This window comes from Dysgonomonas sp. (genome assembly GCF_035323175.1).
GTDB lineage: Bacteria > Bacteroidota > Bacteroidia > Bacteroidales > Dysgonomonadaceae > Dysgonomonas.
Map to the genome: position 1 here is coordinate 420,364 of NZ_DAOKYH010000001.1, position 17,429 is coordinate 437,792.

11 protein-coding genes are annotated in these 17,429 nt (G+C 38.9%); 4 read left to right on the plus strand and 7 right to left on the minus strand.

Features of this window, described 5'->3' with window-relative positions; all coding sequences use genetic code 11:
• Window positions 1–313 precede the first annotated feature (313 nt).
• The 4 genes from PKC55_RS01845 (at window position 314) to PKC55_RS01860 (ending at window position 9,385) form a co-directional block, all read left to right on the plus strand.
• Window positions 314–2,674, plus strand: coding sequence for a family 20 glycosylhydrolase (locus PKC55_RS01845; protein ID WP_291128682.1), 2,361 nt, complete (start codon window positions 314–316; stop codon window positions 2,672–2,674).
• Between the two features lie 194 nt (window positions 2,675–2,868).
• Complete coding sequence (locus tag PKC55_RS01850; RefSeq protein ID WP_291128681.1) at window positions 2,869–3,528, plus strand: suppressor of fused domain protein; 660 nt, start codon at window positions 2,869–2,871, stop codon at window positions 3,526–3,528.
• 179 nt (window positions 3,529–3,707) lie between these two features.
• Complete coding sequence (locus PKC55_RS01855; protein WP_524536931.1) at window positions 3,708–8,213, plus strand: translocation/assembly module TamB domain-containing protein; 4,506 nt, start codon at window positions 3,708–3,710, stop codon at window positions 8,211–8,213.
• Window positions 8,213–9,385, plus strand: coding sequence for a THUMP-like domain-containing protein (locus tag PKC55_RS01860; protein WP_291128678.1), 1,173 nt, complete (start codon window positions 8,213–8,215; stop codon window positions 9,383–9,385). The genes PKC55_RS01855 and PKC55_RS01860 overlap by 1 nt, the downstream gene beginning before the upstream one ends.
• Window positions 9,386–9,388: 3 nt before the next feature.
• On the opposite strand, the gene lipA is transcribed toward PKC55_RS01860, so the two are convergent.
• The 7 genes from lipA to PKC55_RS01895 form a co-directional block, all read right to left on the minus strand.
• The gene (gene lipA / locus PKC55_RS01865) at window positions 9,389–10,231 is read right to left on the minus strand and encodes a lipoyl synthase (protein WP_135105022.1); all 843 of its coding nucleotides are present in this window, start codon (window positions 10,229–10,231) and stop codon (window positions 9,389–9,391) included.
• Between the two features lie 147 nt (window positions 10,232–10,378).
• Complete coding sequence (locus PKC55_RS01870; protein WP_291128676.1) at window positions 10,379–10,807, minus strand: hypothetical protein; 429 nt, start codon at window positions 10,805–10,807, stop codon at window positions 10,379–10,381.
• Window positions 10,808–11,025: 218 nt separating this feature from the next.
• A complete protein-coding gene (locus PKC55_RS01875) occupies window positions 11,026–12,522 on the minus strand; it encodes a butyryl-CoA:acetate CoA transferase (RefSeq protein ID WP_283686052.1) in 1,497 nt (498 codons plus the stop codon).
• Window positions 12,523–12,659: 137 nt separating this feature from the next.
• A complete protein-coding gene (locus PKC55_RS01880; protein WP_291028892.1) occupies window positions 12,660–13,577 on the minus strand; it encodes an endonuclease/exonuclease/phosphatase family protein in 918 nt (305 codons plus the stop codon).
• Window positions 13,578–13,737: 160 nt separating this feature from the next.
• Entirely contained in the window at window positions 13,738–14,268 is a 531-nt protein-coding gene (locus PKC55_RS01885; protein ID WP_291128674.1) for an acyl-CoA carboxylase biotin carboxyl carrier protein subunit, read from the minus strand.
• 10 nt (window positions 14,269–14,278) lie between these two features.
• On the minus strand, window positions 14,279–15,781 hold the full coding sequence (locus PKC55_RS01890; protein WP_291128672.1) for an acetyl-CoA carboxylase biotin carboxylase subunit: 1,503 nt from the start codon (window positions 15,779–15,781) through the stop codon (window positions 14,279–14,281).
• An 18-nt stretch (window positions 15,782–15,799) separates the two neighbouring features.
• Window positions 15,800–17,341 carry an acyl-CoA carboxylase subunit beta gene (locus PKC55_RS01895; RefSeq protein ID WP_135105028.1) on the minus strand — a complete coding sequence of 514 codons (1,542 nt, stop codon included), beginning with the start codon at window positions 17,339–17,341 and terminating at the stop codon, window positions 15,800–15,802.
• Window positions 17,342–17,429 lie beyond the last annotated feature (88 nt).

A 17,429-nucleotide genomic window follows, 5' to 3' on the forward strand; every position in this document is an offset into this window, starting at 1 on the left:
TTATATTGTAGGGGTATCTTTCTTTGCTAAATTTATCTGATATAATAAGGCTTTTTGTTTGTTAAATTATGGCAGAGAAAAGTGACATTAAGATATGTATTGTTAAGTGTTACTTTTGTTACTTTTTGTAGACAAAAATTGTGTGTTGCTTTTTATGGATACTTGCGCTGAAGTATTATTAACAGGAATAGGTAATGTTACTTTTTTAAATGTTAATTAACTATTCGGTGGCTGATATGCAATAAACGATGGTTATATTTGTAAAATCAACTTAAAATACCATAATCATTAAACTTTAAACCTGTAAAAACTAATGAAAAGACTTACGCCAATCATTTTATTTATGGTGACAATTTTAATGCTTTCATGCGGAGGAAGTGAATCTACAGTTCTCAAGCCATACAATGAAGGTATAAATATTACGCCGTTGCCACTCGAATTGACGCAAAAAGAAGATACTTTTAAGCTTGGAAAAAGTGTTGTGTTTGTAGCAGACAACGCAGATGTGGAAAAAGTTGCTGCTTACTTTGCTGCAAAAATCAAGGCATCTACAGGATACAACTTGAGTATAGAAAAAACTAAACCTGCAACAGATTATATTAATTTGTCTATTGTCGCAGATCTTCCGGTTAACGAAGAAGGTTACTTGCTCGACGTTACCGAAAAGGGGATAGATATTCAGGCTAAAACACCGCATGGCTTGTTTTATGCGATGCAGACTGTAATGCAGTTGCTTCCTGCCGAAATAGAAAGTCCTACGCTTGTGAAAAATATTGCATGGAAAGTACCCGGAGTAGCAATAAAAGATGAGCCTCGATTCAAGTACAGAGGAATGCATCTCGATGTTTGCCGTCACTTTGTTGATGTAGACTTTATAAAGAAGCAATTGGATGTGTTGGCGATGTTCAAGATCAATACATTTCACTGGCATCTGACAGAAGATCAAGGTTGGCGCATCGAAATAAAGAAATACCCTAAGCTTACAGAGATAGGAGCAAAGAGAACAGAGGGTGAAGGAAACGAATATGGCCCTTATTTCTATACACAAGATCAAGTGAAAGAGGTTGTGGCATACGCTAAGGAACGCTTTATAGAAGTTATACCCGAAATAGAATTGCCCGGACATGGTGTAGCTGCAATTGCTGCATATCCCGAGTTGTCTTGTACAGGCAAGCCAATCGATGTACGTTGTTTCTGGGGTGTGGCAAACGATGTGTATTGCGCCGGAAACGATTCTGTATTCCAGTTCTTGGAAAATGTAATAGAAGAAGTGATTCCTTTGTTCGAAAGCGAATACTTCCATATTGGTGGAGACGAGTGTCCGAAAGACAGATGGAAAGTATGTCCTAAGTGTCAGGCTCGTATAAAAGAACTTGGCTTGAAGGCGGATAAGACTCACTCTGCTGAAGAGAAACTGCAAAGCTACTTTGTACAACGTATCGAAAAGTTCTTGTTGAAACACAATAAGAAGATGATCGGTTGGGACGAGATACTTGAAGGTGGACTTGCTCCAACAGCTACTGTAATGAGTTGGCGAGGAGAAGAAGGCGGTATTGCTTCTGCAAATATGGGGCATGATGTAATAATGACTCCGGGGGCATGGATGTATCTGGATAAATACCAAGGTGATGCTAAAAACCTTCCGGTAACGATAGGCGGCTTCTTGAATTTGGAGAAAGTATATGGATATGAGCCTGTTCCGGAAAAGATTGCCGAAGATAAGAAACACCATATCTTAGGTGCGCAGGCCAATGTGTGGACTGAATATAAGTATAATGGCAATGGTATGGAATATGATATTTATCCGCGTATTATTGCATTGGCTGAACTGAATTGGACACCGAAAGATAAGAAAAACTATAAAGATTTTGAGCGTCGTATCGATAATCAACGCGTGCGCCTTGATATGCATAATGTCAATTATTACATACCTTTACCGGAGCAAAAGGGTGCGCCGTCATGTAACTTTGTAGCATTCACAGATCAGGTTACACTGGAATTTAAGACAACAGAACCTGTAAAAATGGTATATACCACCGATGGCAGCGAGCCTGCATTGACGTCGCAGGTTTATGACAAGCCGTTGACATTTACTGCAAATACAACCTTGAAAATACGTTCGGTACTCTTGTCTGATAAGATGAGTGATGTGCGTACTATCACTATAGAAAAGCAATCGTATGCACCGGCTGTAGAGAAGGAAAAGGATGCTAAGCCCGGACTTAAAGCGGAATACTACAAAGGATATACAAGAACAGTGGCGGAATTGGAAGGCAAGACTGCTGCCGAAACCGAGTATGTAGCCGCTCCGCAGAAGTCTAAGCATAGAATACCGAATTATACAGAACCATATGCCGACGACTATTATTCTACAGTTCTTACCGGATACATGAATATTCCTGAAGATGGTGTTTACTACTTCAGTACAGATTATGAATTGTGGATTGATGGTAAATTGTTAATATCTAACGAAAAAGATAACAACGGAACTGCTCGTAGATTTTCACGTAGCGATAAGTCGGTTGCTTTGGCTAAAGGTCCTCATGCATTCAAACTAATTAGGCTGGGTGCTATATTTGGCGGATGGCCTACCCAGTGGGAAGATATCTATGTAGGTATCCGTAAGGCAGATCAATCGGAATTCAGTTACATGGATGAGACTTATTTTAAGTAATACACAATAGAGTAACTAGATATATAATGTAAGAGACGTGCCGGTGCATTCATGTGCCGGCACTTTTTTATGCATATCGTCAGTTCCTATTTGCTAAAAAGATTATATTTGTATGTACCGTACTGATATTGGAGTGTTATGAGCTAAATACTCGGAATAAAATAGGTAATTTAGAAGAATAGAATAGTACATAAATGACGCAAAAAGAATACAAGAATTTATTCGATGAAGATGATGCTGTAGGATGGCTGGAGATAGATAAGGTAGTGGAAGGTATCTATGGAGATCAAAAACCTCGACATTATGCTCCTCCTGTACATTACATGGTGGGCGGGGAAGACCCGTTAGATGGTGTGAGTATATACGATTCGCAAAAAGATATGTTTCATCGTCACTTAGTAAGCTATGGCATGTCAGAACTTTATTATAACGAAGAGGCTGCCGGAGGTGAATTTAGTAAATGGGGATTTGAATTTACATTCCGTCTCAAACCTTTTGCCGAAGATGGTGACGACCCTACTTGGGTGGTCAACCTCATGAATAATCTTGCCCGCTATGTAATAAAGAGCGGTAAGTGGTTTGAAGAATATCATGTTATACCGGCAAATGGCCCTATTCGTATGAATTCTACAGCCGAAATAAATATTGTAGGGGTTGCTTTTGTTTCCGATCCTGAATTGGGGAAGGTTCAAACACCGCACGGAGAAGTGTCATTCTTGCAAATGGTAGGACTGACTGCAAATGAAATGAATCGGATTACATCGGCAAGCTCTGTTTATGATGAGGTAAAGAAAGTCTTAGACGAAATGAAGACAACAAATCCTCTGATGATAACCGACTTGCTTCGGAGATAGATTATAGCGTAGTATCTGAAAGCTTTCTGTCTTGTAAGTGTGTTTACAAAAGGTTTTCCATAATTAATCTTAATAGTACACTAAAAGTGCAAGATAACTGTTTCCGGAGTAAGAGGGAATCACTTTTTTTGGTAATTTTGTATCTCTAAAAAGGAAGCGATATTAAACGGTTTAAGCAAATATTTCTCACTGTATTAGGTATAATAGTTGGACTCGTAACCCTGCTATTTGGACTGTTGAATATGCCTGCTGTGCAGGAATATGCTAAAGGCATTATTGTAGATGAACTAAAAGCAAAAATCGGAACTGAACTAGGTATCGGTAAATTGCATTTTCAGCCATTCAATACTGTTCAGCTAGACAGTGTTTACTTGTATGATCAGTCTCAGGAGAAAGTGCTGTTGGCCGATAAGATATCAGCCAGTGTCGATCTCATCTCTTTGATGCAAAATAAAATAGTGGTGACCTCTGCATGGCTTTCCGACTTCGAGGTTCACCTTTCTAAAGAGTCTGATGATTCGCCTCTGAATATACAGTATATTTTCGATGCTTTTAAACCAAAGGATGATAAGCCCAAATCGAAAATAGAAGTCAAGCTGAATGCTGTAAATATTACGAATGGTCAATTCTATTATGATATAAAAGATAAGCCTTTAGTTGTTCATCACTTTGACAAAAACCACATAGCTGTATCCGACTTGAATGCAAAGTTGGCGATGAAATCTCTAACTTCGGATTCATTGAACATTCAAGTCAAAAAGTTTGCTCTTAGGGAGAAAAGCGGACTGGATATATCTGATCTTACCTTTCGTATAATCACTCAAGGAAAGAAAGTTTCTATAAGAAATTTTGAGCTCGACCTGCCTTCATCCTCGTTAGAGCTAAGTCGTTGTGAAATAGATCTGACTCCTACCAGTGATACCGCTAAGATAATGGACTACGCCAGTATCGATTGTGTTGTTGCTACTTCTTATATATTACCGAAGGATGTTTCTGCATTAGTACCTATTTTGAAGGACTTTGATGATAAGATCATTATCAGCGGGCAAGTCAAGGGTAAGATTGATGATCTTACTGTATCGGGTTTATCTTTAGATTACGGGAAGAAGATGCATTTGATTGCGAATGCAGAAATCAGAGATATGAGAGACCCATCGAAGACATATGTACTAGGTAGTGTCGATGAATTATCGTTAACCCATACTGAATTGTCGAGTATTATTGACAACTTCTCATCAAAAAAGGGGCAACTGCCTGCTCAATTAAAAAAACTTGGGGCAATCTCTTTCAGAGGGGATATTTCGGGTTATCTGGATCAACTTGTCGCTTTTGGTAGTGTAGAAACTGATTTGGGAGTGGTTAAAACAGATGTGCTTTTCGGAGTTAATAATCCCAAGCCGGGCATCGAAACATACGTAAAAGGTAAAGTATATACTACCGATTTCAGTTTGGGGACATTCTTAGATAATAAAGATCTCAATAAGGCTTCTTTAAGCTTGACAGTGGATCTTGAAAAGCCAAAAAATGGTAAGCTGAGAGGTAAAGCCGAAGGGATTATTCCAAACTTCGATTATAAAGAATATTCATATAAAAACATAAAGCTTGATGCCGGATATGATGGCTTGCGCATCGATGGTAAGTTAGCGATTGACGACCCGAACGGAAAGCTCGATATAGCGGGTTTGTTTGATCTTACAGATAAGAATATGCCCGAACTCGTTTTCAAGGCAAAGGCGACAGACATCCAATTAGATAAATTGCATTTGGTAAAGAATATGCCTTATTCTTATTTATCGTTTAATATAGATGCCGACTTTGTGGGTAAGGATATAGATAATGCGCAAGGATATATACGTATCGATTCGGTAGACTTTCTTCGAGAAAACCAAGTTTTCAAGATGGATGAGTTTCTTGTTAAGTCTACAATAGATTCTTTGGGGCATACACTAAGTATAAAGTCTGATATACTTAACGGACATGTTAATGGTGACTACTCTTTCTCTACGATGGCAAATAGTATTTTAGAAACACTACATCCATATTTGCCTGCATTGATAAAAGTAAATGGAAAGAAGGTAGAGAAAAGCGTAGTTAATAATAATTTCACATTCGATTTTGCTATCAACAATACAGAAACACTCAGTTCTGTATTCAAACTACCTGTTACAGTCATAAATCAAGCTAAAATCGTAGGGCGTTACGATAATCATTTGGATAAATTTAAAGTGGAAGTTTTCACTCCGGCTATCAAAGCTGCAGGAATGAACATAAAATCAGGCTATGTCCTTGCCGAAAATGAGAATTCAGATAATGTTGTCAACACTCGCATAGATGCCTCTATAATTGGGAAAAAAGAAGTGACAAATGAAATTTCTGTAAAATCTACATTAGCTGACAACAAAATAAATACCAATATTTCTCTCCTTAATGATGGAATGCAGAAGGCTAAAGGTGATTTTTCTATTTCCACGTTATTTACCAAAGAAGACAGAAGGCCTTTGATGATTGATATTGAAACACTACCAAGCGAGCTAATGCTGAACAACACGACTTGGAAGATGGAAAAATCTCATATTAAAATACAGGATGGGCATTATGCAGTTAATAATTTTTCGGTATATACAAGTGACAAAAGTCAAGAGATAAAGATAAACGGCAGTTACTCGCCAAGCAGTTCTTCGGATATATTGAAGGTAGAGCTGAAGAAGATCAATTTAGAATATGTATTCCAGACATTAGCAATCGATGTGTTGAGGTTTGGAGGAGCGGCTACAGGTAGTTTGTTTATGTCCAGCATCGAAAACAAGCCGTATCTGAATACACGTTTAGATATCACTGATTTTAAGTTTAATGGAACAGAGCTTGGGCGGTTAAATATATTCAGTGAGCTGGATGACGAAACCAACAAAATAATGTTGGATGGGATGATTGTCAGCAAAGAGAATAAGAAAACAAAGGTAGACGGAGAAATAGATCCGATACATCAGGGGCTTTCTATAAATTTTGATGCGGATAGTCTCGATATCAGTTTCTTGAATAGGTATGCAGAGGCTGTTTTTCAGAATATAAGCGGTAGAGGTACAGGTAAAGTACATTTGTTCGGAGACTTTTCGGATGTTACCGTTGAGGGCAAGGCTTACATTAAGGACGGGAATATCGGGATTAACTTTCTGAATACAAATTATAAGTTTTCGGATACGATCTACATGAAAAAAGATCTTATCTACTTTACCAACATTACTCTAATAGATGAATACAATAATAAATCTTTAGCCAGTGGGAAGGTGGCTCACGACTACTTTAAGGATTTCATGTATTTAGTGGATCTCTCAGCCGATCATTTCCTTGTATATAATGCCACCCAAAAACAAAATCCAATCTTTTATGGAAAGGTATTCGGTAGCGGGAAAGGAACTATTGGTGGTGACGAACGAGCCGTAGATATAGATATTAGCATGAGAACTGAGGACAAGACACTCGTCCGTATGAATTTCATGGAGAATATCATAAATGAATATTCGTTTATCAATTATAAGTCGAAGCAGAAGACCGACTCTATAACCACTCCAAATATAGCGGAGGTCGCACCTCCGATACAAGCCAGTTCCGGCATGGAAATAAATATGAATTTTTATATTGATGCCACTCCTAACGCTACAGTAGAAATTCTAATGGATCCTGTGGGCGGTGATGTAATTAGCGGAACGGGTAGTGGTGCTATGCAATTTCAATGGAGCTCAAAATCTGCACCTCGCCTGTTTGGAACATATACCATAAATAGAGGGAGTTACAATTTTACTTTCCAACGATTGATGGAAAGGCGGTTTACAATAGAGGATGGAAGTACAGTACAATTTAAAGGTGATCCGTTCGAAGCTATTTTGGATGTAACGGCTATCTATAAACTGACAGCTAGTTTAAGAGATCTTGATCAGACTTTAATAGAAACAACCGGGCAGACTACTATTCCGGTAAACTGTGTTCTGGATCTCACAGGGCCGTTGAGGCAACCTACCGTGGGGCTTGATATACAATTCCCTGCTGCCGATCCGGAAGTGGCACGGCAGGTGAAGAGTCTTATAAATACTCCTGATATGATCAACTGGCAAGTTGCATATTTGCTGCTCTTGTCTAAGTTTGATAGCCCTAAAGGATCAAATACCCCTTACGAAACTTCAGACTTTGCGGCCGTGGCTTCGGCTACACTATCGAATCAGTTGACCAAAATTGTTAGCCAGATAGATAGTAGATGGGAGCTCGGAACCAATATCCGTTATAGTGATAAAGATTTCACAAGTACAGAAGTAGAACTCATATTGTCTAGTCGTTTGATGAATGACCGGCTATTGATAAATGGTAACTTCGGATATCGCAATGATGTAAATATCAATAACGGTAAAGAAGCCATGATTAGTGATGTTGATATCGAATATTTGCTCAATAATGCCGGAACATGGCGCGTAAAAGCATACAACCACTATAACGAGAAATTCTATTATACCGGAAAAACATCGCAGTCTCAAGGGGTAGGTCTTATATACAAGAAAGACTTTGATAACCTCAGAGACCTGTTTGGATTCCCTACATTAAAGACGAAGTCTGTTCGAGATACGGTTACTCCTATATTACCTGATTCCACAAAAAGAGGTAGTTCGTTGAGCCGATTTATCAGAATGAAAAAATAATGCTAAATCCTGAACTAATAGATTTTATAAAAGAGCATGAGTGTGATGATATTCATGAGCTTGCTTTATCTGCAAAGCGATATCCAGATATAGATATTCAATTGGCAGTACAGCAAATTTCAGGACGAAAGATTGCAAAAGAGAAAGTTCCTTCGTGGTATCATATCGATTCCATTCTATATCCGAAGCATATCTCAATGGAACAATGCTCTTCGGAGCAGACTGCCCGATACAAGGCGGGTTTGGTGGAAGGAAATTCTATGATAGACCTTACAGGAGGTTTTGGTGTCGATTTCTCTTTCATAGCTGCAAGGTTTAAAGAGGCTATTTATATAGAGCTGCAGGAAGAATTGGCTGAAGTTGCGAAATATAACTTAGATGTTTTAGGACTCAATAATGTTCGAGTAGAGAGCACCGATGGAATAGCATATCTTGAAAAATTATCACCTGTTGATCTCATATATATCGATCCGGCAAGGCGTAGTAGCGAAGGGAGAAAAATATTCCGTATAGAAGATTGCACCCCTAATATAATTGAAATAGAAGATTTGTTGGAAGTAAAAGGCGAGAGGATAATGATAAAATTATCACCCATGCTTGATATTTCATTAGCGCTAAAATCTTTGAGAAACGTATCTGATATTCATATTGTAAGCGTAGGGAACGAGTGTAAGGAGTTACTTTTTATAAAGGATAGGAATAAGAAAGATCAGCATATTCATTGTGTAAATATACAAAAGGATAAGACCGATATATTGTCATTCCATAAAGAGGACGAGGATTCAGCGCATGTTAATTATGCTTCATTTGTTGGACAATACTTATACGAGCCAAATGCTTCGATATTGAAAGCCGGAATGTACAAATCTGTAGCTGATATTTACAAATTAGAGAAGTTGCACCCAAGCAGCCATTTATATACATCTACTGATCTGATCTCTGAATTTCAGGGGCGCAAGTTTGTTGTTGATACTGTATGCTCTTTCAATAAGAAAGATATAAAACAGCACCTATCCACTATAAAACAAGCGAATATAACTACACGCAATTTTCCTGTTTCTGTTCAAGAGATCAGAAAAAAGACAAGAATAAGTGAAGGTGGAGATATTTATATATTCGCCACCACACTATCTGATGAAAAAAAAGTCCTTATTATTTGCCGTAAGGTTTGAATATTACAGACAATTTTCGGCATGATAAGAAGATCGTACGAGTGGACCGCTTTCTACATAAGAAAAACCTTTCTCCAAAGCAATACTCTTCAATCTCTTAAACTCATCCGGGTGAATATATTCTACTACAGGCAAATGTTTTTTGCTTGGTTGAAGATATTGTCCGATAGTAAGTACAGAGCAGTTTGCCTCCAAAAGATCGTCCATCAGCTGATAGATTTCTTCCCTTGTTTCTCCAAGTCCGACCATCATACCCGATTTTGCTTTTAATCCGTTTTCTGCAATCCGTTTCAACACAGACAGGCTTACATCGTATTTAGCTGCACTTCTCACTTGCGGTGTCAGGCTTCGTACTGTTTCCATGTTATGAGAGATAACATTCGGTGCGGCTTTGCAAACCATATCGATCAACTCGGTATTACCTCGGAAATCGGGGATCAGAACCTCCAGAGTTGTATTTGGATTTACTTCCTTCACCTTCGTGATTGTTTCTACCCAGTGCATAGCACCCTGATCAGGCAGATCGTCTCTGTCTACGGATGTGATAACGGCATGTTTCAGATTCATCAATCGGATGGATTCCGCTACATTTTGCGGCTCTTTTGGATTCAATGCCAGAGGCTTTCCGGTTTTTGTGTTACAAAACTTACATGACCTGGTACATATATCGCCCCCGATCATGAACGTGGCCGTTCCTCGTCCCCAACATTCTCCCATATTAGGACATCTTCCGCTCGAGCAAATTGTATGTAGGTTATGTGATTCTACTATATGTTTGGTTTGTGAAAAATTATTATTTCCCCCAAGTTTTATTTTTAACCAATCTGGTTTTTTTACGTGTTCCATTGAATACTTTTCTATTATTGAATAACAAAGATAGGAGATAGATAATAAAACCTTAATTTTAAAAGGTTAAAATAAAAACTAGATTATAAGAAATGTAAAAATCCTGACTTGTTTCTAGCAAATCAGGATTTTCTTACAAGTACTTCCTTAATATAATGATACCAACTCTAAAGGCTTACCGCTTATTTTTGTTCGCTCTATGGCTGCCAGATTGCCATCCGAATCATATTTATATGTTATCAGATCAGAAATATCAGTCCATTTTTCTTTTTGGATGTCCCATTTCGTGTAATAAACGTTATCTATCTGGTCGTTGGTGTTATACTCAAATTGGTATAATGATAAGGCTACCCATCCAAGGGTTTTGTTCCATTCATAAGATGTGCGTTTTGTTCTGTATCCATTGCAATCATATTCATATACAATTTTGGAGGTAATCTCATTATTCTTATATATTAAAGATTCTCTCTCTTGTGGTTGTCTTGCTTTTAATGTTACCTCAACTTTCTTCTGTGCATATATTCCGATAGATAGAAATGAGATGATTGTTAATGCGATTAGTTTTATTGTTTTCATAATTGTACGCTTTATAGTAAAACATTTTATTTTATGACTATAAAGTCAATTATTGTGCCATAGTCTTTAATGTTCAGTATATTAGATTTTTAAGTTGATTTATGGAAGCCTTGTTGTGTTCATAAACGGACATCATGTATGTTTATAAATAAAAAATCCTGTACTCAATAGTTGAGCACAGGATTTTCTATAATATTGTAGTACTTAATCTATCGAGATCAAGCTTTCTTTTCTTTAGTCCATTTCACGTTGCGCATATCGCCGGTTTCGATGAAAGCTTCGTGGAAAGCAAAACCGTCATATAAGTCAACAGGAGTTTGTCCTTGTTCGCTGCGAGCAAGATATTCTCTTAGCAATGGACGGTATTCTGGATGAACACAGTTTTCGATAATCGCTTCTGCTCTTTCTTTAGGGCATTTACCGCGAAGGTCTGCAATACCATATTCACTGATAATGATTTTAACAGAGTGCTCGCTATGATCCTGATGCGATACCATAGGAACAAATGCACTGATTTTTCCATCTTTAGCTACTGATGGAGTTACAAATACAGATACATAAGCACTACGGGTAAAGTCTCCCGAACCACCAATACCGTTCATCATTTTAGAGCCTGTAACGTGAGTAGAGTTTATATTACCATATATATCAGCTTCCAGAGCCGTATTGATAGCGATAATACCTAAACGACGCACAATACCTGGGTTGTTAGAAAACTCAGAAGGACGAAGCACAAGTCTTTCTTTGAAGAATTCCAGATTCTTGTAGATCTTTTCGATAACAGGGTTACTTACTGTTAACGAACATCCGCTTGCAAATTTTACACGTCCGCTTTCCATCAAGCTGATTACTGCATCTTGAATAACCTCTGTGTAAACTTCAAAATCAGGAATTTCTTTGCTTTGACCCATTGCAGCCAATACTGCATTTGCAATATTACCTACACCCGACTGAACAGGAAGGAATGTTTTAGGCATACGGCCTTCAGCCATTTCTTTAACGAAAAAGTTAGCAACATTTTCTCCGATTTTTGCTGTTATTTCGTCTACAGGGCTAAAGCCACCACCTTCGTTAGGGGTATTTGTTTCTACAACGATTATTTTGCTAGGATCTACTTTTACGCAGTCGGTACCCATACGGTCTTTTACAGAATATACCCCGATCTCTCTACGGTGTGGAGGGTTTGGCAACTCTGCAATATCGTGTATACCACGCATTTCTTTCGGATGCCATCTGTTAAGCTCTACAATTACAGTTTTAGCAAGGCGAGCTACAGTAGGAGTGATTCCTACACCGCATGTTGGTACTATTTCACCGTCTTCGGTAATGTCACACGCTTCGATAATAGCAAAATCCACTTGTCCAAAAAAGCCATAACGTATTTCCTGAGCAAGCTGAGAAAGGTGCATATCAAAATATTTAACTTCCCCGCTGTTGATAGCATTTCGCATATCTTTACTAGACTGGTACGGTGTACGGAATTTAACTGCATGAGCACGAGCCAGTGACCCGTCGATAGAATCGCCTGTAGATGCTCCGGTAAACATTCCTATCTTGAATGGATTCCCTTTTGCATGTTCTGCTTCAGCTCTTTTAGCTAACGCTACTGGTACTACCTTAGGACATCCTGCGGCAGTAAATCCGCTAAATCCTACATTGTCATTGTGTTTGATAAGTGCGGCTGCCTCATCAGCAGTCATAAATTTTAAAGCCATGTCTTTTCTAAAAGTATGATTAAATAAATTGTATAAAGTTGATTTTTAACACCTTCTCTTTGGCGCTGCAAAAGTACAAAATTATTAACTGAACAACTAGAGATTAACATTAAAAATTGAAAGATAGCGGTTTATTCCTACTTTTTCTTGTATATGAGTTTTACAGACACAGGAAAATGGTCTGAAGGCAAACGTATATCGCATCCATTGAAGGAATATTCCTTCGGGAAATCACCCGTTTTGATGTTGTTTTCACCATCTCTTGGGGTACGATATGTATCGGTTAATACACCATAGCGTTCTACTGACATGCTTGGGCTTACAAAGATATGATCGATACGGCTACTTGTTAGCAGGTCGGGTTTGAAAGCATTGAATGTCCCATTCAGAGCATATCTCACTGTTGCACGGTCGTATGAGTCGGTAAGGATTCCCGATGTGCTTAGCAATGTATAGCTTTTGTGTGTTTGATCTACATTGAAGTCGCCGGTTAAGATTACAGGATCATTGCCGCACATTTCTTTTATCTTAGTCAGTACCAACTTAGCACTTTCTTCACGGGCTATTACTCCTACATGATCCATATGTAGGTTGAAAAACCAGAACTTAAGCTTGCCTTTTGTTTCTTTCAGTTGTACCCATGTACAAATACGTGGAAGTGCAGCATCCCAGCCTTTGTTTGGCTCATCCGTTTTTTCTGCCATCCAGAAATGTCCTGATTTTAATACTTTGTATTTATCTTTTTTGAAAAAGATGGGAGCATACTCTCCTTCGGTTTTCCCGTCGTCTCTACCTACACCTACATAGCTGTATTGTGGCAATGCATCGAGCAAGTCTATCAGCTGATTGTGTTTTACTTCTTGTGAACCCCAGATATCGAAATCGTTATAGGCTACAAGGTTAGCAATAACAGGACATCGGGTTGCCCATCCGTTTCCTTTGTTGGCATCACCTTGATTGTCATTTCGGATATTGTACGTGGCTACATTAAGAGTTTGGGCAAAAATAAAAGAGCATAAGCAAAGGAGTATAACCCCTAAAAGTGTTTTTTTCATATTTTGGACATTTATAGATTGTTTGAGTACAAATTTAACCCATAAAAAAGAAATAACCCGCCGAAGCAGGTTATTTTATATACTATATATCGTAAAAGATATTAAGTTGGGGAAATACAATTTATTGTTGCTGATGCTGGAAACGGGTATCGACTTTTTATTACACTTCTTTCTCCAATTCTATCAACAAATCACTTTTGCTAGTGGTATCGCCTTTCTTTACCAATACTTTTTTTATGATACCTTTGGTGCTTGCCAAGATCGCATTTTGCATCTTCATGGCCTCCAGTATCAAAAGAGTGTCGCCAACCTTTACCGTATCGCCAGCCTTCACCAATACATCGAGTATCTTACCCGGCATAGGTGCTTTTAGTCGTATCGTAGTAGATTCGCTTAGTAAGTTGGCCAATAGTTTTTTACGCTCCAACGAAAAAGGAGATTCAATCGAAAATACATAACTGACACCATTCACCAGCAATTCATATTCGTTCTGGTGTTGAGCTATTACTTCCACAGGATAGGTGAGCCCATTCACTGTCATTGCAGTAAAGCCATCAGGCGTGGTTTCTATTTTGAAGTCCAGCTCTTTAGAGTTGTGCGTATATTTCCCATTTTCATCGATAAGGAAATCAAAGGCTTTGTTCGAATTCTTATCTAAAGCTATGATTGGTTTATATTGTTTATTTTTCATAATCGATGTATTACATATTATTAATCCTGTTTCTCATAGCCCAAGGGTCTGTTTCTTCTTTCTTTTCTGCAAGTGCCTGGTTTTGTTTCTTAAACTGATTGGCAGAGAACAGTGCTGCAAACAGGTCTTCATCTTTCTCACGATATACGAGTGAGTCTAATTGCTTTTCGATAAAAGATGTATTGTAATCACCTTTTTGGAATGTTTTGTTATGCAATACAGCTTTGTCGAAGGGTATTGTTGTCTTTATACCCTTTATATGGAATCTATTGAGAGCCTTGATTGTTCTTACAATGGCGGTATCCCGATCTTTTCCGTGAATAATCAATTTGGCAATCATAGAGTCGAAGAAAGGAGTGACCTCAGAGCCTACTACTACACCTTTATCTATTCTGGTATTGCTTCCCTTGGGCAGACTCATTGCTTTGATGATGCCTGTACAAGGTGAGAAATTGGCTTGCACATCTTCTGCATTGATACGGCATTCTATAGCCCATCCGTTTAGTTTTACATCGTCTTGCGTAATCGGAAGTTTTTCTCCGTTGGCAATTCGTATTTGTAGCTCAATAAGGTCTAATCCTGTTATCATTTCGGTTACAGGGTGTTCTACTTGTACACGGGTGTTCATCTCCATGAAGTAGAAGTTTTTGTCCTTATCCAGCAAAAATTCGACTGTTCCCAAACTTATATATTTAGCTTCTCTTGCAAGAGAAACAGCAGCGTCGGTCATCTTTTTCCGCAGCTCATCGTCCAGAGCCGGAGAAGGAGCTTCTTCGAGCAACTTCTGATGTTTGCGTTGTACCGAACATTCTCTTTCTCCCAGGTGGATAATATTACCGTGGGTGTCGGCTACTATTTGTATTTCAATATGTTTCGGATTCTCCAAATACTTTTCTATAAATACAGAAGGGTTGCTGAATGCAGCCAGTGCTTCGGATGAAGCGGACAGATACATTTGTTTGAGGTCAGATTGTTTGCGTACAATGCGCATCCCTCGTCCTCCACCTCCGGCAGAAGCTTTTATGATTACAGGGAAACCAATCGCTTTTGCAATTTCGATAGCCTCGTCCAGTGTACTGACGCTGCCGTTGCTACCCCCCAACATGGGTACATTGCCTTTAGCTGCGATATTTTTTGCAGTGATCTTGTCACCCATATTCTGGATGATACGTGGCGAAGGCCCTATAAAAATAATTCCTTCCTCTGTACAGCGGGTCGCAAACTCTGCATTTTCCGATAGATATCCGTATCCGGGATGGATAGCGTCTATTTTGTTTCTTTTAGCTAATAGCACAAGGCATTCTATATCTAAAAATTCAGGCGTTTCGTTTATCTCCCTATCCGGAAAATTGACGATGCGGTCTACCTGAGTCAGATAATATGCATCAGGTTCTTTTACTGTGCGTATACCTACAGATTCTATGCCCATTTTCTTGGCGGTCTGCGCTATTCGGATAGCGATCTCTCCGCGGTTGGCAATAAGAATTGATTTTATCTTATTTTTATTTTTCATCAGATACAATTTTAAGTATTACAAAGGTAGATTACCATGCTTACGCTTAGGACGTAACTCAATTTTGCGTTCAAGGGCTTTAAGGCTCGAAGCAATCTTCTGTTTGGTTACAGCAGGGTCTATCACTTCATCTATATATCCTTTTTCGTCTGCTATATACGGATTTGTAACCTCTTCTCGATATTTGTCGGTAAGTTCTTTTTTCAGTAGAGCCGGATCTTCCGCTTCGTTCAATTCCTTGCGGAAAAGAATAGCGATAGCGCCATCGGGTCCCATCACTGCAATCTCGGCAGTAGGCCACGCAAAACTAAAGTCACCTCCAATTCCTTTGCTGTTCATCACGATATATGCCCCACCATATGCTTTTCGGAGGATAATTGTTATTTTAGGTACATTAGCAAATGTATATGCATATAAAAGCTTTGCTCCGTGACGGATAATGCCCTCATGTTCCTGATCGGTTCCCGGAAGGAATCCCGGAACATCCACCAGCGTTACAATTGGTATATTGAATGCATCGCAAATATTGATGAAACGTGCTCCTTTTACCGAAGAGTGTGTATCAAGTGTCCCTGCCATTACTTTGGGCTGGTTGGCTACTATTCCCACAACACGGCCATCGATACGGGCAAAAGCTGTAAATATATTCGCCGCATGATTTTCCGATATTTCCAAAAAGTCTCCATTGTCTACGATCAATCTCACTACTTCTTTTACATCGTAAGGCTTGTCAGGATCTTCTGGTACAATATTTCGGAGTTGCTCATCATCCCGTGTTGCCGTTTCTGCCGGTTCGGTGAGCGGAGGATTCTCCATATTATTTGATGGGAGGTAGGATAGTAATTTCTTGACGCCCAATATTGTATTTTCGTCGTCGCTATATACAAAGTCCGCTACTCCCGATTTTGAAGCGTGTACCGAGGCTCCACCCAAATCTTCGGTGGATACTGTTTCGTTGAGTACTTCTTTCACCACGTTAGGGCCTGTAACAAACATATAGCTTGTGTCGGCAGTCATGAATATAAAATCGGTGAGGGCAGGGGAGTATACTGCGCCTCCGGCAGCAGGTCCCATTATTACTGATATTTGAGGTATAACGCCAGAGGAAAGCACATTTCTTTTGAATATACTTGCATACCCATCCAAGCTGCTGATACCTTCCTGTATACGCGCGCCTCCCGAGTCGATAAGTCCCACCATTGGCGAACCAGTTTTGAGAGCCATGTCCTGTATTTTGGCTATTTTAGCGGCATGGGTTGCTCCAAGAGAGCCTCCAAGTACATTAAAGTCTTGTGAATATGCATACACCAAACGTCCGTTAACTTTTCCGAATCCTGTAATCACTCCGTCTCCAAAAGCTTTTACTGTTTTTCCGAATGAGGATGTAGCAGGAGGGGCATAAGCATCTGTTTCTTCAAATGTATCTTCGTCGAATAGAAGAAGGATGCGTTCGCGTGCAGTTAGTTTACCCCGCTGATGTTGTTTTTGGTAATATGTGTCGTCATATTGTTTCTTCAAGAGCTCTTGACGAGCAATGAACTGTTCGTATGATTTCTTCATTTTTATGTATTTATTAAGATACTTTTGGTTGGAATAATAAACTCTTAATTCTGTAGAAAATAATGGTATTGTTCATTATTTATTTTGT